This window comes from Entomomonas sp. E7T21, from assembly GCF_058693955.1.
Genome location: NZ_CP191672.1, coordinates 3,256,294 through 3,276,948, shown reverse-complemented (window position 1 = coordinate 3,276,948; position 20,655 = coordinate 3,256,294). Strand labels below are relative to the sequence as shown.

The following is a 20,655-nucleotide window of genomic DNA, read 5'->3' as shown; positions in this document are numbered from 1 at the left end:
ATAAGAGGATCAATAAAGGTTATTAGCTATCACAAAGTGATAGCTCACTATACATTAAGGTAATGTGGCGACTATACTAATTTCAATTAATAGCTCAGGTTCACACATTTTTGCTTCAACAGTGGCTCTTGCTGGAGTAACACCTTCAGGTAGCCATGTATCCCAAACACGATTCATATTTTCAAAGTCTTTTTCAATATCTTTTAAATAAATAGTGGCTGAAAGAATTCGTGTTTTGTCGGTGCCTGCTTCACCTAACAATTTTTCAATAGCGGCTAAGGTTTCTTTAGTTTGTTTTTCAATATCACCTTGTACATCTTCACAAACTTGGCCTGAAAGATAAGCTAGACCATTATGAATAACTACTTGGCTCATGCGTTTATTAGCATGTAGACGTTTAATTGACATAATAACTCCTAATTATTTTTTATAGCGTGAAATATCAAAACCTTCGGTGCTAATTTCGGGCTTCTGGCCTGCTAATATATCACTTAAGTAGCGACCAGAACCAGCAGCCATTGTCCAACCTAAGGTTCCATGTCCTGTGTTTAGATAAAGATTTTTGATAAGAGTTTCACCAATAATTGGAGTTCCATCTGGAGTAGCTGGTCTCAAACCGGTCCAAAACTCGGCTTTAGTAATATCTCCACCTTGTGGGTAGAGGTCTTGAGTAACCATTTTTAAGGTTTCTCGTCGTCTAGGATTGAGGGATAAATCAAAACCAGATATTTCAGCCATACCACCTACACGAATTCGATTATCAAAACGGGTGATGGCTACTTTGTAAGTTTCATCCAAAATAGTAGAAACAGGCGACATTTCAGCATTGGTAATAGGTATTGTTAGTGAATAGCCTTTTAATGGATAAATGGGTACATAAATTCCTACAGAAGCTAAAAACTTTGGTGTATAGCTACCTAAACATAAGACATAACGATCTGCTTGAACAAGTTCACCATCAATCCATACTCCATTAATAATATTATTGCTAATATGCAGTCGATCAATAATGCTATTAAATTTAAATTCAACACCTAGGTCTTTTGCCATATTAGCAATACGTGTGGTAAATAAATAACAATCACCTGTTTCATCATAGGGTAACCGTAAGGCCCCCGTGAGTTTGTCAACTACTGGAGCTAGTGCAGGTTCTACCTGCACAATACCTGCTCGGTCTAATACTTCATAAGGTACACCGGACTCTTTTAACACTTTGATGTCTTTGGCTGAGGCATCTAATTGTTGTTGAGTGCGAAAGAGCTGGGTAGTACCTAATGTTCTTTCTTCATAGGTTAGACCTGTCTCATTACGTAACTGATCTAAGCAATCACGGCTATATTCAGAAAGGCGCACCATTCGCTCTTTGTTAATTGCATAGCGACTTGCTGTACAGTTACGTAGCATCTGCATCATCCAACGGTACTGTAGTGAATCAGTTGTAGCATGAATTGCTAATGGTGCGTGTCTTTGAGGCAGCCATTTTAGTGCTTTGAAAGGTATTCCTGGGGCAGCCCATGGAGAGGCATACCCTGGAGAGATTTGTCCAGCATTACCATAGCTTGTTTCTAAAGCTGGGCCTGATTGACGATCTACTACAGTAACTTGCATTCCTTTTTTGGCAAGATAATAGGCGAGTGTTGTACCAGTAACTCCGCTACCCAATATAAGTACCCGCATAAACTACCTCTTAATATCAATAGTTATTTTTATAAACAAGATTAATAACTAGTATATAGTGAATTATCTAGTTTATTTTTCTGTTTGATTAATAATATTTAGCGTTTATTATGGTATTTATTAATATAAATAGTGGATATTGTGATGAGAACACAAAAAGAGAGTCGGCGAGATTTGGATAAAATTGATCGACATATCTTAAAGATATTGCAACAAGAAGGGCGTATCCCTTTTACAGAACTTGGGGAAAGAGTAGGGTTATCTACAACACCCTGTACAGAAAGAGTGAGAAGATTAGAAAGGGAAAAAGTAATACTAGGTTACCATGCTCAACTTAATCCAAAACATTTAAAATCTAATCTTTTGGTTTTTGTGGAAATTAACCTTTCTTACAAGTCAGGTGATATTTTTGAAGAGTTTAGAAAAGCTGTTATCAAATTACCTCAAGTGCAGGAGTGTCATTTGGTATCAGGAGATTTTGACTATTTACTAAAAGCACGTATTTCGGAAATGGCCTCTTATCGTAAGTTGTTAGGAGATATTTTATTAAAATTACCTCATGTCAGGGAATCTAAAAGCTATATTGTAATGGAGGAGCTTAAGGAAACATTAAGTTTACCTATTATGGAGTAATACACTTAAATAATATTTTTAAAAACAACAAAACCGACAATTAAGTCGGTTTTGTTTTAAATCTTTTTTAAAGATTAAGCAGCGCTTAATGCTTTTAAGTGCGCGTTTAAACGGCTCTTATGACGCGCAGCTTTATTCTTACTGATAATACCTTTGTCAGCAATACGATCAATAACAGGAACTGCTTTTTCATAAGCGGCTTTAGATTTCTCTAAATCTTTAGTTTCTAAAGCTTTAACTACGTTCTTGATATAAGTACGAACCATAGAGCGCAAGCTGGCATTGTGAGCGCGTTGCTTTTCAGCTTGTCTTGCGCGTTTTTTTGCGGAAGGGGTATTTGCCACCTTTCAACTCCTCGAAAAAACTTGATTAATAAAATTAAGGGCGGCAATATTGCCTCTTTTATAGGGTAATGTCAAGCATTTTGTCCTGACTATTATAAATGCTTAAAGCATGGGTTAATATAACCCAAGTTAGCGATTAAATAAAGTTTGCTGTGTGTAAAGAACCTTCTTAAACTTTGCGCCTCTAATTGGCTTTAGCTATAAAAAGTAACTTGATGATAAACCTATTTTTAAGGTATTTCTAGGAACAAATTTCTATTATGACAACAGAACAGGTACCACAAAAAGCAAAAAGCAGTGGTTTATTGCGTTCCAGTATTATTGTAAGTTTGATGACACTATTATCTCGTGTTCTAGGGATGGTGCGCGATATTGTGGTTGCTCGTTATTTTGGTTCCAATTCTGCTGCCGATGCTTTTTTTGTTGCTTTTCGCATTCCTAATTTTTTACGTCGCTTATTTGCTGAGGGTGCTTTTGCACAGGCTTTTGTTCCTGTTCTTTCAGAGTATCGTACCAAGCGTAGTTTAGATGAAGTTAAATTATTGGTTGACCGCACTATGGGGGCGTTGGGATTAGTGCTCTCTGGTATCACTGTATTTGGAGTGATTTTTGCGCCTTATATTATGATGGTGTTTGCACCAGGCTTCTATAATGATCCTTATAAAATGGAATTAGCAGGGGAGTTACTGCGGATTACTTTTCCTTATTTAATGCTGATTTCTTTAACTGCGTTTTGTAGCGGTATTTTAAATAGTTATGGTAAGTTTGCAGTACCCGCTGTAACCCCTGTATTTTTAAATATTAGTATGATTGCGGCAACTATATTAATGTCACCTTATTTCAAAGAGCCTGTAATGGCTTTAGCATGGGGTGTTTTTATTGCAGGTGTTGCACAGTTTCTTTTCCAATTACCTTTTTTAGTAAAAATAAAATTATTACCTCGTCCTAGGTTGCATAAAGATGAGGGGGTAAGGCGGATTTTGTTATTAATGCTACCTGCTTTATTAAGTGTTTCTGTTAGCCAAATTAACTTATTGTTAGATACAATTTTAGCTTCTTTCCTACGGGAAGGTAGTGTTTCTTGGCTTTATTATGCAGATCGATTATCTGAACTACCATTAGGTGCTTTTGGTATTGCCATTGGTACTGTTATTTTGCCAAGCTTATCAAGGCAACATGCAGGGGAAGATCCCAAGGCATTTTCTGCAACCTTAGATTGGGCGATTAGAATGGTTTTATTAGTAGGCGTTCCTGCTGCATTGGCTTTAGGTTTATTAGCAGAGCCATTAATTGCTACGCTTTATAATTATGGCAAGATGACAGATTATGCGGTTGAGCAATCAGCTATGGCGCTACAAGCTTACTCTCTAGGTGTTTTAACATTTATGTTAATTAAGGTATTGGCACCTGGTTACTTTGCCCGTCAAGATTTAAAAACACCTGTTAAGATAGCTATTGTTTGTATGGTTGCCAATATGGGATTTAATTTAGTTCTTATTTGGCCTTTACAGCATGTTGGCTTGGCTTTAGCTACTTCCTTATCTTCCGTACTAAATACATGGTTATTATTGTGGGGGCTTCGTAAGGCTGGCGTTTATATGCCAAGTGCAGGTTGGCGATTATTTATTTTAAGATTAGTTGCAGCTTGTGCAGTAATGGCTGCGCTTATCTATTGGCTTAATGTACCCTCAATTGAATGGTTTGCTTGGGGCTGGAAAAAACGTGTATTAGAAATGAGTATTCTAGTAATTGCAGGCATAGTGGTATTTTTTGCTGCCTTGGGAATATTTGGTATGAGACCAAAACATTTTAGGCAAACAGCTTCTGATTAAAAGTTAGCCATCTAGTGCTTTAGACATAGATGGCTAATCTCAAGAGAAATTCTATTCTTCCATATAGGTATCAGGATCTTGCTTGGGTTTTATATGTCTATCTAATGTAGATATTAAAACCATATCCTCTTTGTCTAATTCAAAATCAAAAAGATTTAGATTTTCTTGTATACGTTTTGGGTTAGAAGATTTAGGGATAATGCTATTACCCAATTGTATATGCCAACGTAAAACAACTTGAGCTGGTGTTTTATTGTGTTTAGCAGCAATTTTGGTAATAACACTTGTATTGAGTAAATCTGTTCCCCTGCCTAGTGGGCTCCATGCTTGGCAAACGATATTATATTTAGCCAGCCATAAGCGAGTTTCCTCTTGAGGTAAATAAGGGCTAAGCTGAATTTGGTCTACTGCTGGAATAACACCTGTTTCATCAATAATACGGCCTAAATGCGCTATTTTGAAGTTAGAAACTCCAATAGCTCTAATAAGTCCTTGATTATAAAGAGTAGCTATAGCTTTCCATGTTTCGACATAAAGATCTTTGCTAGGTAATGGCCAATGGATTAGATACAGATCTAAATACTCTAGTTGTAAGTCTCTAAGGGTTTGTTGGAATGCTTTGATAGTGTTTTGATAACCATGGGCGCTACCACGAAGCTTACTGGTAATAAACAATTCCTCTCTAGCTACTTTGGATTGTTTGATACCCTTGCCAACAGCTTGTTCGTTACTGTACTTGGCAGCTGTATCGATCAGTCTAAAGCCTTGTTCAATGGCAGTGGTGACAGTACGAGTACATTCATTACCTAGTAAAGGCCAAGTACCCGAACCAATAATAGGCATTTTTATACCATTATTTAAAGTTATTGTTTTACTTAGCATATAACTCTCCATTTAATGTGGACTTAAAGTTTAAGATGATTATTTTGGACTTATAATAGCAATAATGGTTTAGTACATAGGTTGTTTATTATGTAAAACAATATAACGTTAATAAGTTAATTTTAAAATTTTGTAATGTGTTTTTAGGTAATTTTAAATATTTATATATTCGTGTTATTAAGTATATGGCATAGTATGGTTATGGTATAAAAAGGATAAGTTATAGCACTAGATAGAGGTTGGTATGCGTTTTTTTGGTATATATTTTATTATTGAGATAGTGCTATTAGTTGTAGCAGGTAGATTTCTAGGTATTGGTTTAACACTTTTTATTATTTTAGCCACTACTATTTTAGGTGTATTAATTTTACGATTAGCAGGGCTTGCCACATTAATGAGCATTCGTCAAAAGGTAAATCAAGGGGAAACCCCTGATGGGGAAATGATGAATGGTATGCTTTTAGGTCTAGGGGGTGGGCTATTATTCTTACCTGGCTTATTAGGTAATGTGGTTGGGATATTGTTAGTTATTCCTGCAAGCAGAGGGTTATTTATACAGCTTGCTAAAAAACTGTTAGTGAAATATAGCACAAAAGCTCAACAGGCCTATGGTTCTACTAATGGTAATCAACAACATAAGCCAGATATCATTGAAGGTGAGTGGGAAAGAAAAGATAAATAAAAAAATAATACATTACCCCTTGAATTATTTTTTTTTGCCCTTATTTAATTGATCAGTATTCTTTAATACTTAGTTTTTATGAACTGGGTATTTTTATTTAGTCGCCATTATTGGTTAAATGACTGATAACGGTATTTTTCATTTTAAAAAGTAATAATTTGTTCAGGAGAATTTTGGATATGAAACTTCGTCCATTGCATGACCGTGTTGTCATTCGCCGTAGCGAAGAAGAGACAAAGACTGCTGGTGGTATCGTATTACCAGGTTCAGCGGCTGAAAAACCAAACCAAGGTGAAGTAGTAGCTGTAGGTACAGGCCGAGTTTTAGATAATGGTGAAGTTCGTGCAGTTGCTGTTAACGTTGGCGATAAAGTTGTGTTTGGTCCATATTCTGGTAGTAACACCATTAAAGTAGATGGTGAAGACTTACTTATTATGGGTGAGAACGAAATTCTTGCTGTTATTGAAAAATAATTTAACGGTTTTATAAGATTCGAGGAAAATATAAATGGCTGCTAAAGAAGTTAAATTTGGCGATTCTGCACGTAGAAAATTATTAGTTGGTGTTAATACATTAGCAGATGCAGTAAAAGCAACTTTAGGCCCTAAAGGTCGTAATGTAGTATTAGAGCGTAGCTTTGGTGCTCCTTTAATTACTAAAGACGGTGTTTCTGTTGCTAAAGAAATTGAATTAAAAGATAAAATTGAAAACATAGGTGCACAGTTAGTAAAAGATGTGGCTTCTAAAGCTAACGATGCAGCAGGTGATGGTACTACTACTGCAACTGTATTAGCGCAATCAATTGTTACTGAAGGTTTAAAATCAGTGGCTGCTGGTTTAAATCCTATGGATTTAAAACGTGGTATTGATAAAGCAACTATCGCTATCGTTGAAGAGATTAAAAAATTATCTAAACCATGTGAAGATACTAAGTCTATTGCTCAAGTAGGTACCATTTCTGCAAACTCTGATGAGTCTATTGGTAATATCATTGCTGAAGCAATGGAAAAAGTAGGTAAAGAAGGTGTTATCACTGTTGAAGAGGGTTCTGGTTTAGAGAATGAACTTTCTGTAGTAGAAGGTATGCAATTTGACCGTGGTTACCTATCTCCATACTTCATCAACAAGCCAGATACAATGGCTGCAGAAGTGGATAGCCCATATATCTTATTAGTAGACAAGAAAATTTCTAACATTCGTGAATTATTACCAGTGTTAGAAGCTGTTGCTAAATCTGGTCGTCCTTTATTAATCATCGCTGAAGATGTTGAAGGCGAAGCATTAGCTACATTAGTTGTGAATAACATGCGTGGTATTGTTAAAGTGGTTGCAGTTAAGGCTCCTGGCTTTGGTGACCGTCGTAAAGCTATGTTACAAGACATCGCTATCTTAACAGGTGCTACTGTAATCAGTGAAGAAGTAGGTTTAAGTTTAGAAAGCACTACTTTAGAACATTTAGGTACTGCTAAACGTACTGTTTCTAACAAAGAAAACACTACTATTATTGATGGCGCTGGTAATCAAGTTGATATTGAAGCACGTATTAAGCAAATTCGTGCACAAATCGAAGAAACTACTTCAGATTATGACCGTGAAAAATTACAAGAGCGTCTTGCTAAATTAGCAGGCGGTGTTGCTGTAATTAAAGTAGGTGCGGCTACTGAAGTTGAAATGAAAGAGAAGAAAGCACGTGTTGAAGATGCGTTAAGTGCTACTCGTGCAGCAGTAGAAGAAGGTGTTGTACCTGGCGGTGGTGTTGCGTTAGTTCGTGCTTTAGAGTCTATCAAAGACCTTAAGGGTGCTAATGAAGAACAAACTGTTGGTATTAACATTTTACGTCGTGCGGCTGAAGCTCCATTACGTCAAATCGTTGCTAACTCTGGTGATGAAGCCTCTGTAGTACTTGATAAAGTAAAACAAGGTAAAGGTAACTATGGTTACAATGCGGCAACAGGTGAATATGGCGATATGATCGAATTCGGTATTATTGATCCAGCTAAAGTTACCCGTAGTGCATTACAAGCAGCAGCTTCAATTGCTGGTTTATTAATCACTACTGAAGCTATTGTAGCTGAATTGCCAGAAGATAAATCTGCTCCTGCAATGCCTGATATGGGCGGTATGGGTGGAATGGGCGGCATGGGCATGATGTAATCATTAGCTCACTAAGCTATCTGCAAAAACCCACCATTTGGTGGGTTTTTTTATGCTTATAGATTAATCTAATAGAAAAGGATCTATACTTAATAAGTCTTTTTGTGTAAGCTAAAGTTTCAAAAATAATTAAATTTAACAAAAATAAAAAAGGTTAAACGATGATAAAAGCTATATTGCCTATGGCTACTATAGGTATTGTTTTGGGCATGGGAGTTATAAGCCCAGCACAAGCTGTACAAAGTCAACAAGATGCTAATGGTTTCCTCGAAGATTCCCAATTTAAAGGGTTATATAAAAATTTTTATTTCTACAGAAATTTCCTCAATGAGCCAAGTAGTAAGCAAAATTATGCTAAAGAATGGGCTCATGGCATTATGTTGGACTATTCTTCGGGGTTTACACAGGGAACAGTAGGCTTTGGTTTAGATGTACAAGGATTTATGGCACAGCGTCTTGATAGCGGTAAAGGTCAGGCTGGGGGAGGTATAGGATTAGTACCCTATAAGAATGGAAATGACCCTAAACATGGTTATGGTCGTGTTAATGCTTCAGTTAAAATGAGAATATCTAAAACAGTTCTAAAATATGGTGATATGTATCCAGAGAACCCTATATTTGGTACTGCTAATAACCGTCTTTGGCCACAAACATCTACTGGTTTTCAGTTAATTAGTAATGAATTTGATAAAGCCGTTTTTGAAGCGGGTTATTTTACCGCTAAAAATGCTAGAACCTCCTCTCATCATACTGGGGATATTGGCTTTTGGAATCTGTTAGCAGTTAATCCGCAAACAGGTGAATTAGTACGTGCTAGAAATATTAAATATGCAGGGGTTACTTATCGGCCAATTGATGGTTTAAGTCTAATTTATTATGGATCAGATTTTAAAGATGTTTATCGTCAACATTATGCAGAGGTTACTTATAACCGACCATTTAATCCAAAGATAGCATGGTCTACTACGGGTAATGTTTATCGTACATTGGCAAGTGGTAATGATAAAGCTGGGCGTATTAATAATACAACATGGGGGTTAAAAACGTCATTAACCTATGATGTACATAAATTTACTTTAGCTTATCAACAGTCTAATGGTAATCAAGCAATGCCTTTTGAGGGTGCTTATCCTGGTGAGTATTCTTATAAATGGTTAGTTAATGCTTCAATGTACAATGACTTTGATGCGGCCAATGAAAAATCTGCACAAGTACGTTATGACTATAACTTTACTAATTGGGGCATTCCAGGGCTAAGTTTTACCACCCGTTATGTAAAAGGTTGGGATGCTGATTATAGTCATAATAATGCCAAAAATACGGCTTCTTATGTTGGTTATAAATATAAGCATTGGGAATATAATGCTGAAACCAAATATGTAGTGCAGTCTGGTAAGGCGAAAGGTTTGTCATTTCATGTGCGTTATGGCAAGCACCGTACAGAAAATAACTCACCATTAAGAGACTTTGATGAAGTAAGAATAATTACCCAATATCCATTTGATCTGTTAGCAATAAGTAAGGCACTTTTTTAAGTGCCTGTACTTTATTTACTAGTATGTTGTTTTAAGATAAGTAATGCTTGTTCTGTTGAAGCAATACAATTCTTGATATCACCTTGTTTTTGATATTCTTCTGCTTGAGTACGTAATTCATGAACGCGTTCTTTGCCAGGGGAACCCATGGTAAGTGCATCAGTCGCTTTATAGCGAGCAATTTTATTCAAGTTATTGCTGCATAGATTTGAATCTGCAAAAGCAATTGTTGACATTAACACAGATAGCATAAAAACAGTGATTGTTTTCATAATAGTTACCTCTTATGTAGTTTTTAGTTAAATAGATTCCATCCCTTTGTAGGAAAGTTATTTTTCCTATAAAGGTTTTTTTCTAATTTATATTCTGACTAACTAATGGATACAGAAAAAATTATAAATTTAATAAGTGATCTTAGTTTTGGAAAGCTTTAAATAAAAGCTTTCCATTTGCTAAGTGAATATTTTTATTATTATAAAGTAGTTGTGAAATTACTTAATGGATAGTTAATTTAAAAAAAGACAGTTAGTTATTACTTGCTGCTATGCTGAGCAATAATAGATAGAGCTTGTTCTGATGTTGCAATACAGTTTTTAGTATCACCCGCTTCTTTATACTCTTTTGCTTTTGCATGTAATGCTTTTAATTGACTATTTTCTGGTTCACCAGTAGTCATGGAAAACTGTGCGCTGTAGTTAGCAATTTTATTCAAATTAATGTCACAAAGATTATGGTTTGCTGTTGTTGAATCTTTGCTGTTAGATGCGCAACCAATAACCATAAGTGCAAGTGTAATAATAATTAAGTTTTTCATTTTGATCCCCTCAAATAATTTTGTATTTACCCAATAGACAGGTTAGTTAATTAATCGTTCAACGATACTTTTTTATTATTAAAACTATAAAACATGATATCAGCGTTTGTTCAGTAAACTATTAGCCTTTAGGTTTAAGACTTATTTTTGTTTTTATGGTGAGCACGAGGGTGCGCCTGATCATATACAGCAGCTAAATGTTGGAAGTTTAAGTGGGTATAAATTTGTGTGGTAGATATATCAGCATGACCTAATAATTCTTGCACTGCACGTAAATCTTGAGATGACTCTAAAAGATGGCTAGCAAAGCTATGGCGTAACATATGTGGGTGTAAATGTTGTCCTAAACCTTTAGCACCTGCTTGTTGTACACGCAATTCAACAGCTCTTGGGGTTAGTTTTGTGCCGCGTTGGCTAATAAATACAAAATCATCTTTAGGATTGCCTTGTAAGCGAATTGATAGCCAAGCAGTTAATGCTTCTTTTGCCTTTGTGCCTACGGGGAGCTCTCGAGTTTTATTACCTTTACCTAACACACGAACACTATTATTGTTTAAGTCTAACTCAGTGAGTGTTAGGTTGACTAGTTCAGAAAGACGTAATCCTGAAGAATAGAATAGCTCTAACATGGCATGGTCACGACAATTTATAAATTCGTTATCACTACTTGCTATAGGAGTATCTAATAATTGTTGTGTGCGATCTATATCTAATAACTTAGGTAAACGTTTTTCTGTTTTTGGTGGTGTAATGCCTGTGCTAGGGTCTTTGCTACATAACTGCTCTTTAATAAGGTAGCGATAGAGTCCACGCAATGAAGAGAGTAATCGTCCTAAACTGCGTGCAGATAATCCTTGCTTATGAAGTTTACTAATAAATAAGCGAACTTGATGAGTAGTTAAATCTGCCCAGTTATTAACATTATTTGCTTCACAAAGGACTATTATTTTTTGTAAGTCGCGTTGATAACCAGCAAGTGTATGTGATGAAACTTGTCGTTCAGTTTGCAAATGTCTTAAATAGTTCTCTAAAGCAACTTGCATTATTGATCCTATAATAAACGAGGTAGGATACGACAAAGAATATCGCTGATTTGTTGTAAGAAAATAGTTCCAGTCTCTCTTTGATAGCGATATTGATCACTACTGCCTAATGCTAATAATCCCAGTGTATTATTATTTCTGAGGGGAACTAATGCGGCAGAGTGAACGTTGTGATCACTACCAAATAAAAACTCTAGTGCATTATCTCTAAATTGGCCTGTGGTAATTTTATCTGTATTAATTAAACTACCTAATTTGGTTTGTGCTTCTTCAAGTTTACAAAAGCGACCAGCAGGTAGAGTGCTTTCGCTAAAGAGAATAAAGCTAACTTTTTCTATTTTAAAATCATGTCTTAAACTGTCCTCAAGAGTAGCAACTAAGCTTTCAAGTGAAGCTGCTTCTAATAACTCAAGTGTTAAGCGTCGAGCCTTTTCAAAGAGACGGTCATTCTCTCTCGCCATTTCTAGTAATTGATTGAGTTGTTTTTGCAATTCTTGATTGCGAGAACGTAACCGATTAAGTTGGTGTTCAATTAAAGAAATGGCTTTACCTGATTCATGGCGAATGCGTATGGTTTGTAATACATCATCATGTTTAATAAAAAAGTCAGGATGTTGTCTAATATACTCTGCAACAGCTTCAGCTGTTAATTCATTTGAAGTTTGTTCTGATGGAGTAGGTTGACTCATAATTGTATCTTTCCTTCATAAACGCTTACGGCATTGCCTGTCATAAAAACAGGAGTATCACCACCATTCCACTCAATGGTTAATTTGCCTCCTAGTAATTGTAAGTGCACAGGTGACTCCATCCAATTATTTTGAATGGCTGTTACAGCAGCAGCACAAGCACCAGTGCCACACGCTTGAGTTTCACCTGCACCACGTTCCCATACACGTAATTTAGCATGGTGACGGTCAGTAACTTCTATAAAACCCACATTAACACGATTAGGGAAAAGGGGATGATGTTCAATTTTTGGACCTACAGTTTGTACGGGAGCAGTTTCTAAATTATCAGTACGAATAACTGCATGGGGGTTACCCATGGATACTGCAGATATATCAACAGTCTGCTCTTCAACAGTTAATGGGTAAATATTAGCTTGTTGTTCTGCTAAAAAAGGAATTTCTTTTGGAACAAAGCGAGCTTTTCCCATGTTTACTTTAACTTGGTGATCTGGCAAAACATGTAGTTCAATAATGCCACTACTAGTTTCTACAATAATATGTTTTTTAGCTGTTAAGCGTTTATTGCGAACAAAAATAGCAAAGCAGCGCGCACCATTACCACATTGTTCAACTTCTGAACCATCAGAATTAAATATACGGTAACTAAAATCAACATCGGGCTTACTAGGTGGTTCAACAATCAGTAGCTGGTCAAAACCAATACCTGTATGACGATTACCCCAGTGTTTAACTTGTTTAGGCGTAATATGGGCATGTTGCGTGACGAGGTCAATGACCATAAAGTCATTACCTAGTCCGTGCATTTTTGTAAAATGTAAAAACATGCTTACTCCTTAATTGGGTAATAAGTACTCGTCTGCATAAAGAGAGACTAATGTTTCGCGCTTACGAACAAGATATACTTTATCACCATCTACCATTACTTCAGCCGCTCTACCACGTGTATTATAGTTAGAGCTCATTACAAAGCCATAAGCCCCCGCTGAACATACTGCTAGTAAGTCACCTTCGGCAATGTTTAATGAGCGATCTTTACCTAAGAAGTCACTGGTTTCACATACAGGGCCTACTATGTCATAGCTAGTTGCTTGGCCTTGTTTTTGGATAACGGGTTGAATATCCATCCATGCATCATAAAGCGCAGGTCGGATAAGGTCATTCATGGCTGCATCAACAATAGCAAAGTTTTTATGGGTAGTATGTTTTAAATACTCCACTTGAGTTATTAAAATACCAGCATTAGCAATAATATAACGGCCAGGCTCAAATACTAGAGCTAGGTTGCGGCCTGTTAAACGTTCTCTTACTGCTTGAATGTAATCTTTGGCTAGAGGAGGTTGTTCATCATTATAACGTACACCTAAGCCACCACCTAAATCGAGGTGTTCAATAGTAATACCCTTGCTAGCTAGCTTATCAGTTAACAATAATAATCTATCTAAAGCATCTAGAAAAGGTGCTAAAGTCGTTAATTGAGAGCCTATGTGGCAGTCAATTCCTTTAATCTTTAAGTTTTTTAATGTGGCAGCATATTCATAAACTGATTCAGCTTCAGCTATATCAATACCAAATTTATTCTCTTTTAACCCAGTAGAGATATAGGGATGAGTTTGAGCATCCACATCAGGATTAATACGTAAAGAAATAGGGGCGATTTTACCCATTTCGGCTGCTATTTTCTGAATACGGTCTAGTTCATTAGTGGATTCAACATTAAAACAATGAACACCTACTTGTAATGCTCTTTGGATATCATCCACTGTTTTACCAACACCAGAGAAGACAATTTTATCCGCTTGTCCACCAGCAGCTAAAACACGTTCTAACTCGCCACGAGAAACAATATCAAAACCTGCCCCTAACTTGGCAAGTACATTGAGTACAGCAATATTAGAATTTGCCTTTACAGCATAACAAATTAAATGAGAGGTACCTTGTAAGGCATCTTGATAGCTTTTAAATTGTTGCTCAATATGTTTTTTTGAGTACACATAAGTTGGTGTAGCAAATTGTTTGGCAATATCTGTAACAGCCACTTGTTCAGCATACAATTGGTTATTTTGGTAGGTAAACACTGACATTATTGCGCAGCCTCATTAGTGCTTTCTGATGATGCTTGCCTTTCTTCTGTATGCTCTGTTTTTGTGGTGGCTTGTGAGTTGGCATCATTAGTTTGTGCTGGTTCAGTGGTAATTACTGGCGCTGTTTGCTTTTCAGGTAGATAAAGAGGGCCTTTTTGACCACAGCCCATTAATACAGATGCATAAGCAAGTACAATAAGAATAGGTAAATGTAATAGTTTCATTATATTAATTCCAGATTAAGCTTTTTATTATATAAAAGTATACCGACCAATTAGCTGATTGACTATTGGTTGTGTTAGCTTTCGTTTAATATAATGGCAAGATATTATTACTAGGTAGCTGTTTATGATGCTAGAAGAGACAGAATATCATCAACGTATTGATGAATTACAACAACAGGTTGAAGATAAATTAGAAACTGTAGATTTTGATGTGGATATGGATAATGCGAATGGTGTATTAACCATAGAGTTTGAAAATGGCAGTCAAATTATTTTAAGTAGGCAATCAGCTTTACGCCAATTATGGGTTGCTGCAAGGTCTGGAGGTTATCATTTAGACTATAATGCAGAACTTGCTGATTGGTTGGTAGTCAATGGTAATGAACCATTTCATGAATTGTTACAACGATTAATAAAAGAGCAAGTAGGTGAGCTAGTTGATTTTGATGTACAGCGAGACTAATAGCTAGTAGTTACCATGATTTAAATTCATATATTTTATATGAAATCGTTAGATAATATAGATAATATATGAACTCATCATCTACCCAGCGTAAGTTATCAGTTAATAAAAAAGGAGTACTTATGGGATTGCATACCCCTTTGTATGAGCAGCATTTGGCTCTTGGGGCGGAAATGGCAGAACTCAATGGATGGGAGTTACCTTTACATTTTGGGTCACAGGTAGAAGAGCATTTTCAAGTTAGAAAAGATTGCGGAATGTTTGACGTATCTTTTATGACGATTATTGATGTGACGGGTAAGCAGGCTAAACAATATTTACAGTATATACTGGCTAATGATGTGTCTTTGTTAAATGATCAAGGTCGTGTACTGTATTCCGTTATGCTAAATGATCAAGCGGGCATTATTGATGATATTTTAGTTTATTTAACTAAAGATGGTTATCGGTTAATGTTTAATGCGGGTATTCCTGAGCAAATTCTTGCTTGGATGGAGCAGTATAAAGGTGACTTTGATGTGAACTTTTGTCTCCAATCAGATATGGCTGTACTCGCTATTCAAGGGCCAGAGGCAATTAATAAGTTATTAAAGCAGTTAGCTAAACAATATGTAGATCAGTTAGCTCAATTAAAACCGTTATATAGTTGTTTTGTGGGTGATTGGTTTATCTCTCGCACTGGTTATACGGGAGAAGATGGCGTTGAAATTGTATTGCCAAAAGCTGATGCTGAGCAGTTATGGTTAGAGCTAATAGGCGCTGGTATTATGCCAATAGGTATGCGAGCTAGAGATACACTCCGTCTGGAGGCAGGCCATAGCTTGTATGGATTAGATATGGATGCTGAAATATCCCCTTTATCATGCAATATGGATTGGACGATTGCTTGGCAGCCAGAAGATCGTCAATTTATTGGTCGAGCTGCATTGGAAGATAAATTACAGGCAGGCTTACGTAATAAGTTAATTGGCCTTGTTTCTGAGGAAAGGGGCACTTTACATAACGGTCAGCTAGTACGTATTGAAAATGTGGGCGAAGGTGTTATTACCAGTACTAATTTTTCACCTACTTTAGGCAAATGTATTGCTTTGGCACGAGTACCTACTCAAACAGGCGCAAGAGCTGAAGTGGAGATTAAAGGCAAATGGTGCCCTGTAAGAGTTGTTCCCCCACGATTCGTTTGGCATGGTAAAATTTTAATTTAATTATTTAAAAGGAATAGGTTAAACATGAGCAATATCCCTAAAATTTTACGTTATACAGAAGGCCATTCTTGGGTAGGGGTGTTAGAGGATGATATTTTAATGGTAGGGATTACTGATTATGCCCAAAACTCTTTAGGGGATATCGTATTTGTAGAACTACCAGAAGATGGTATGCATTACCAACAGGGACAGCAAATTGGTATGATAGAGTCTGTTAAAACAAGCTCTGATATTTATGCACCTGTGGCAGGCAAAGTCGTTGACGTCAATGAGCAATTAAGTGATAGTCCAGAATTAATTAATGATGATCCTTATACCGCATGGATATATAAAATATTACCTGCTTCTATTGTGGAAGTTGAGCAATTATTAAAGGCTCAAGATTATCAAGACCTGATAGGCGAATAGCCTGTAAAAGCTAGTTATTAATTTGTTTTATCTTGTTATAAAAATGCCTTAAAAATTAAGGCATTTTTATTGTCAAAATACAGCTTGTTTATCTGTTTTGTGGTATCATAATAGGCTTAATCTGTAGATTGTCGCAAAACAAGGAACAGGCTTCTTATGGGCACTGAAATCGCCAAAGAAATTCTCCCCGTCAGAATTGAAGATGAACTTAAACAGTCATACCTAGACTATGCTATGAGCGTTATTGTTGGGCGTGCTTTGCCTGATGTGCGTGATGGTTTAAAACCAGTGCATAGACGTGTGTTATTTGCCATGAGCGAAAATAACAATGACTGGAATAAACCTTACATGAAATCTGCCCGTATTGTGGGTGATGTCATTGGTAAGTATCACCCGCATGGTGACTCTGCTGTTTATGACACCATTGTGCGGATGGCTCAGCCTTTCTCGATGCGTTATATGCTGGTAGATGGGCAAGGTAACTTCGGTTCAGTAGATGGTGACTCAGCTGCTGCAATGCGTTATACCGAAATACGTATGCAGAAGTTAACCCATGAAATGTTAGCTGATCTTGATAAAGAGACAGTTGATTGGGTTCCTAACTATGATGACTCGTTAAAAATTCCAGCGGTATTACCGACTAAGATTCCAGCCTTATTGGTGAATGGTTCTAGTGGTATTGCTGTGGGTATGGCCACCAATATCCCTCCACATAACCTAACAGAAGTAATCAATGGTTGTTTGGCTTTAATTGATGATGAAAATTTAACCATCGATCAATTAATGGAATATATTCCTGGCCCTGATTTTCCTACAGCAGGTATTATCAATGGCCGTGCAGGCATTATTGAAGGTTATCGCACTGGGCGTGGTAGAGTTTATATTCGTGCTAAAACACATGTTGAGCCCATTGAAAATAATCGTGAACAAATTGTTGTTACTGAATTACCTTATCAAGTTAACAAAGCTCGCTTAATTGAAAAAATTGCGGAGCTGGTTAAAGAGAAGAAAATTGAGGGTATCAGTGAGCTACGTGATGAGTCTGATAAAGATGGTATGCGGATAGTTATTGAATTACGTCGTGGCGAAATGCCAGAGGTAATTATTAATAACTTATATACCCAAACCCAATTACAAAATGTATTTGGTATTAACGTAGTTGCTTTAGTAGATGGCCAACCAAGAATTCTAAATCTCAAAGAGATGTTGGAAGCCTTTGTGCGCCATCGTCGTGAAGTGGTTACTCGTCGTACTATTTATGAGTTGCGTAAAGCCCGTGAGCGCGGCCATGTTGTTGAAGGTTTGGCGGTTGCTTTAGCTAATATTGATCCTATTATTGAATTGATTAAAAAATCACCAAATCCTGCCGAAGCTAAAGAAAAATTATTAGCTACTGCTTGGGAAGCTGGTCCTATTCAAGCAATGGTAGAGCGTGCTGGTGCTGAAAGTTGTCGTCCAGATGATTTGGAGGAGCAATATGGCATTCATGATGGTAAGTATTTCTTATCACCTGTACAAGCACAAGCTATTTTAGATTTACGTTTACACCGTTTAACAGGCTTAGAGCATGAAAAGTTAATTGGTGAATACAAAGAGATTTTAGAGCAGATTGGTGAGCTAATCCGTATCTTAACTATCCCTGAGCGTTTAATGGAAGTTATTCGTGAAGAATTAGTAAAAATACGTGATGAATTTGGTGATATACGTCGTACTGAAATTATCGCTTCACAAATGGATTTAACTACTGCTGATCTTATTCCAGAAGAAGAGCGTGTAGTCACTATTTCTCATGGTGGTTATGCTAAATCACAGCCATTAGCTTCTTACCAAGCACAACGTCGTGGTGGTAAAGGTAAATCAGCTACGGGTGTGAAAGATGAAGACTATATTGAGCATTTATTAGTAGCGAATAGCCATGCTACTTTATTACTGTTCTCTAGTAAGGGTAAAGTTTATTCCTTACGTACTTTTGAAATTCCTGAAGCCTCTCGTGCGGCAAGAGGCCGTCCATTAGTGAATATCATCCCACTAGATGAGGGTGAAAAAATTACTACCATGTTGCCTGTGGATGAGTTTACTGAAGGTCGCTTTATCTTTATGGCAACGGCCAATGGTACGGTGAAGAAAACCCCATTAGAACAGTTTAGTAAAGTCCGTAAGAACGGCTTAATTGCCCTTGGTTTAAAAGAGGGTGATGTGCTAATTTCAGCCGCTATTACTGATGGTAATAGTGAAGTAATGTTATTTACTGATGAAGGTAAAGTCATCCGTTTTGAAGAGTCAAAAGTGCGTGAAATGGGACGTACTGCTAAAGGAGTACGTGGTATTCGCTTACCGAAAGAAGGCGAAAACGATAACAGTGATGATGACGAAAATGCAGTAGTTATCGAAGAAGACAATGAAGACGATAACAGCATTGAGTTATTCAGAAGTCATGTTATTGCAATGATTATCCCTGAAGATAATGCCTATATCTTAACTGCTTCTGAACGTGGTTACGGTAAGCGTACAGCGATTGACCAATACCCTTTACGTGGACGTGGTGGTAAAGGTGTTATTTCCATGATTACCAGTGATCGTAATGGTAAAATCGTTGGTGCTGTACAAGTACAAGATGGTGAAGAAATTATGTTAATTTCTGACCAAGGTACTTTAGTACGTACCCGTGTAGATGAAATACGCCCAATGGGACGTAATACTCAGGGTGTTACTTTAATTAAACTATCTACTGATGAAACCTTAGTAGGTTTAGAGCGTGTTCAAGAGCCATCTGAAACGGAAGAAGATTTAGATGAAGTCGATCTTGAAAATAATGCAACTAATGATGAAGATAATCCCACTATTCAGTAATGAATAGTGTGGTAAATTAATAAGATCATAAATCGATTGAGTATAAAGCCATGACTAAGCGAGTTTATAATTTCTGTGCAGGACCAGCGGCATTACCTTTAGAGGTTTTACAACAAGCCCAAGCTGAATTATTAGATTGGCATGGTAAAGGCTTGTCGATTATGGAAATGAGTCATCGTGGTGCTGACTATACCGCAGTAGCTGCTGAGGCCGAGCAGGATTTACGTGATTTATTATTAATTCCTAATAATTATAAAGTATTATTTTTGCAAGGTGGTGCAAGCCAGCAATTTGCACAAATTCCTCTTAATTTAATGCGTCATGATCAAAAAGCTGATTATATTGATACAGGTATTTGGTCAAAGAAAGCCATTGAAGAGGCTTCTCGCTTTGCCGCAGTAAATGTGGCTGCTAGTGGTAAAGAATATAATTACTTAGCTATTCCAGGTCAAAATGAGTGGCAGCTTTCTAAAGATGCTACCTATGTACATTACACGGCTAATGAAACTATTAATGGTGTTGAGTTTGATTGGATTCCTGAAGTAGGTGATGTGCCATTGGTCACGGACTTATCTTCTAACATCCTATCACAACCTATTGATGTGTCTAAGTTTGGTTTGATTTATGCTGGCGCGCAAAAGAATATTGGCCCTAGTGGTTTAGTGGTAGTAATTATTCGTGAAGACTTATTAGGCAATGCCCGTAGTGATTGCCCTACAATGTTGAATTATAAAGTAGCGGCTGATAATGATTCTATGTATAACACGCCACCAACATTCTCTTGGTATCTTGCAGGATTAATCTTTAAATGGTTGAAAAAGCAAGGTGGCTTGGATGCCATGAAAAAGATTAATGAGCAAAAGAAAGATTTGCTTTATGGTTATATTGATAGCACAGAATTCTACAATAACCCAATTAATCCTTCTAACCGTTCTTGGATGAATATCCCTTTTAGATTAATTGATGAACGTTTAGATAAAGTGTTTTTAGAAAAAGCAGATGCTAATGGTCTATTAAATTTAAAAGGTCACCGTACTGTAGGCGGAATGCGTGCTTCTATTTATAACGCAGTTGGTTTAGATGCAGTACAAGCATTGGTAGACTTTATGAAAGCGTTTGAGAAGGAGCATGGTTAG

The 20,655-nt window shown here is 36.7% G+C and carries 21 protein-coding genes and 1 pseudogene; 11 read left to right on the top strand and 11 right to left on the bottom strand.

The features are described from left to right. Positions 1 to 54: 54 nt before the first annotated feature. Positions 55 to 408: a RidA family protein gene (locus tag ACQVD9_RS15610; RefSeq protein WP_264746846.1), complete on the bottom strand. Its 354-nt coding sequence runs from the start codon at positions 406 to 408 to the stop codon at positions 55 to 57. Between the two features lie 12 nt (positions 409 to 420). Further along, positions 421 to 1,677: a D-amino acid dehydrogenase gene (locus tag ACQVD9_RS15605; RefSeq protein ID WP_264746845.1), complete on the bottom strand. Its 1,257-nt coding sequence runs from the start codon at positions 1,675 to 1,677 to the stop codon at positions 421 to 423. Between the two features lie 144 nt (positions 1,678 to 1,821). Between ACQVD9_RS15605 and ACQVD9_RS15600 the strand changes: the two genes are divergently transcribed. After that, the gene (locus ACQVD9_RS15600; protein WP_264746844.1) at positions 1,822 to 2,310 is read left to right on the top strand and encodes an Lrp/AsnC ligand binding domain-containing protein; all 489 of its coding nucleotides are present in this window, start codon (positions 1,822 to 1,824) and stop codon (positions 2,308 to 2,310) included. A gap of 74 nt (positions 2,311 to 2,384) precedes the next feature. On the opposite strand, the gene rpsT is transcribed toward ACQVD9_RS15600, so the two are convergent. Continuing rightward, positions 2,385 to 2,654, bottom strand: a complete 270-nt coding sequence (rpsT, locus tag ACQVD9_RS15595; protein WP_201093174.1) for a 30S ribosomal protein S20 — start codon at positions 2,652 to 2,654, stop codon at positions 2,385 to 2,387. Between the two features lie 260 nt (positions 2,655 to 2,914). Between rpsT and murJ the strand changes: the two genes are divergently transcribed. After that, positions 2,915 to 4,486: a murein biosynthesis integral membrane protein MurJ gene (gene murJ, locus ACQVD9_RS15590; RefSeq protein WP_264746843.1), complete on the top strand. Its 1,572-nt coding sequence runs from the start codon at positions 2,915 to 2,917 to the stop codon at positions 4,484 to 4,486. Between the two features lie 51 nt (positions 4,487 to 4,537). Here murJ and ACQVD9_RS15585 read toward each other — a convergent pair whose 3' ends face one another. Continuing rightward, the gene (locus ACQVD9_RS15585) at positions 4,538 to 5,368 is read right to left on the bottom strand and encodes an aldo/keto reductase (RefSeq protein ID WP_264746842.1); all 831 of its coding nucleotides are present in this window, start codon (positions 5,366 to 5,368) and stop codon (positions 4,538 to 4,540) included. A 244-nt stretch (positions 5,369 to 5,612) separates the two neighbouring features. Between ACQVD9_RS15585 and ACQVD9_RS15580 the strand changes: the two genes are divergently transcribed. The 4 genes from ACQVD9_RS15580 to ACQVD9_RS15565 all read left to right on the top strand — a co-directional run bounded on the left by ACQVD9_RS15580 (position 5,613) and on the right by ACQVD9_RS15565 (position 9,739). Continuing rightward, entirely contained in the window at positions 5,613 to 6,050 is a 438-nt protein-coding gene (locus ACQVD9_RS15580; RefSeq protein WP_264746841.1) for an FxsA family protein, read from the top strand. 179 nt (positions 6,051 to 6,229) lie between these two features. Further along, a complete protein-coding gene (locus tag ACQVD9_RS15575) occupies positions 6,230 to 6,523 on the top strand; it encodes a co-chaperone GroES (RefSeq protein ID WP_264746840.1) in 294 nt (97 codons plus the stop codon). A gap of 34 nt (positions 6,524 to 6,557) precedes the next feature. Then, on the top strand, positions 6,558 to 8,204 hold the full coding sequence (gene groL, locus ACQVD9_RS15570; protein WP_264746839.1) for a chaperonin GroEL: 1,647 nt from the start codon (positions 6,558 to 6,560) through the stop codon (positions 8,202 to 8,204). A 161-nt stretch (positions 8,205 to 8,365) separates the two neighbouring features. Further along, a complete protein-coding gene (locus ACQVD9_RS15565) occupies positions 8,366 to 9,739 on the top strand; it encodes an OprD family porin (RefSeq protein WP_264746838.1) in 1,374 nt (457 codons plus the stop codon). Positions 9,740 to 9,750: 11 nt separating this feature from the next. On the opposite strand, the gene ACQVD9_RS15560 is transcribed toward ACQVD9_RS15565, so the two are convergent. The 7 genes and pseudogenes from ACQVD9_RS15560 to lptM all read right to left on the bottom strand — a co-directional run. Beyond that, positions 9,751 to 10,011, bottom strand: coding sequence for a PA2433 domain-containing protein (locus tag ACQVD9_RS15560; protein WP_264746837.1), 261 nt, complete (start codon positions 10,009 to 10,011; stop codon positions 9,751 to 9,753). Between the two features lie 260 nt (positions 10,012 to 10,271). Continuing rightward, the gene (locus tag ACQVD9_RS15555; protein ID WP_264746836.1) at positions 10,272 to 10,553 is read right to left on the bottom strand and encodes a PA2433 domain-containing protein; all 282 of its coding nucleotides are present in this window, start codon (positions 10,551 to 10,553) and stop codon (positions 10,272 to 10,274) included. 134 nt (positions 10,554 to 10,687) lie between these two features. Next, positions 10,688 to 11,596 (bottom strand): tyrosine recombinase XerC, encoded by a 909-nt coding sequence (gene xerC / locus ACQVD9_RS15550; protein ID WP_264746835.1) that lies wholly within the window; start codon positions 11,594 to 11,596, stop codon positions 10,688 to 10,690. An 8-nt stretch (positions 11,597 to 11,604) separates the two neighbouring features. Next, a complete protein-coding gene (locus ACQVD9_RS15545; protein WP_264746834.1) occupies positions 11,605 to 12,285 on the bottom strand; it encodes a DUF484 family protein in 681 nt (226 codons plus the stop codon). Then, positions 12,282 to 13,112 (bottom strand): diaminopimelate epimerase, encoded by an 831-nt coding sequence (gene dapF / locus ACQVD9_RS15540; protein WP_264746833.1) that lies wholly within the window; start codon positions 13,110 to 13,112, stop codon positions 12,282 to 12,284. Before dapF ends, ACQVD9_RS15545 begins: the two co-directional genes overlap by 4 nt. Before the next feature lie 9 nt (positions 13,113 to 13,121). Then, a complete protein-coding gene (lysA, locus tag ACQVD9_RS15535) occupies positions 13,122 to 14,369 on the bottom strand; it encodes a diaminopimelate decarboxylase (RefSeq protein ID WP_264746832.1) in 1,248 nt (415 codons plus the stop codon). 119 nt (positions 14,370 to 14,488) lie between these two features. Then, positions 14,489 to 14,593 (bottom strand): annotated as a pseudogene (gene lptM, locus ACQVD9_RS15530) (LPS translocon maturation chaperone LptM); the annotation flags it as partial. 124 nt (positions 14,594 to 14,717) lie between these two features. Between lptM and cyaY the strand changes: the two are divergent. The 5 genes from cyaY (at position 14,718) to serC (ending at position 20,655) form a co-directional block, all read left to right on the top strand. After that, positions 14,718 to 15,056 (top strand): iron donor protein CyaY, encoded by a 339-nt coding sequence (cyaY, locus tag ACQVD9_RS15525; protein WP_264746831.1) that lies wholly within the window; start codon positions 14,718 to 14,720, stop codon positions 15,054 to 15,056. A 122-nt stretch (positions 15,057 to 15,178) separates the two neighbouring features. Next, on the top strand, positions 15,179 to 16,261 hold the full coding sequence (gcvT, locus tag ACQVD9_RS15520; RefSeq protein WP_264746830.1) for a glycine cleavage system aminomethyltransferase GcvT: 1,083 nt from the start codon (positions 15,179 to 15,181) through the stop codon (positions 16,259 to 16,261). A gap of 24 nt (positions 16,262 to 16,285) precedes the next feature. Next, on the top strand, positions 16,286 to 16,669 hold the full coding sequence (gene gcvH / locus ACQVD9_RS15515; RefSeq protein WP_264746829.1) for a glycine cleavage system protein GcvH: 384 nt from the start codon (positions 16,286 to 16,288) through the stop codon (positions 16,667 to 16,669). Positions 16,670 to 16,825: 156 nt separating this feature from the next. Beyond that, on the top strand, positions 16,826 to 19,519 hold the full coding sequence (gene gyrA / locus ACQVD9_RS15510; RefSeq protein ID WP_264746828.1) for a DNA gyrase subunit A: 2,694 nt from the start codon (positions 16,826 to 16,828) through the stop codon (positions 19,517 to 19,519). Between the two features lie 50 nt (positions 19,520 to 19,569). After that, complete coding sequence (gene serC / locus ACQVD9_RS15505; RefSeq protein WP_264746827.1) at positions 19,570 to 20,655, top strand: 3-phosphoserine/phosphohydroxythreonine transaminase; 1,086 nt, start codon at positions 19,570 to 19,572, stop codon at positions 20,653 to 20,655.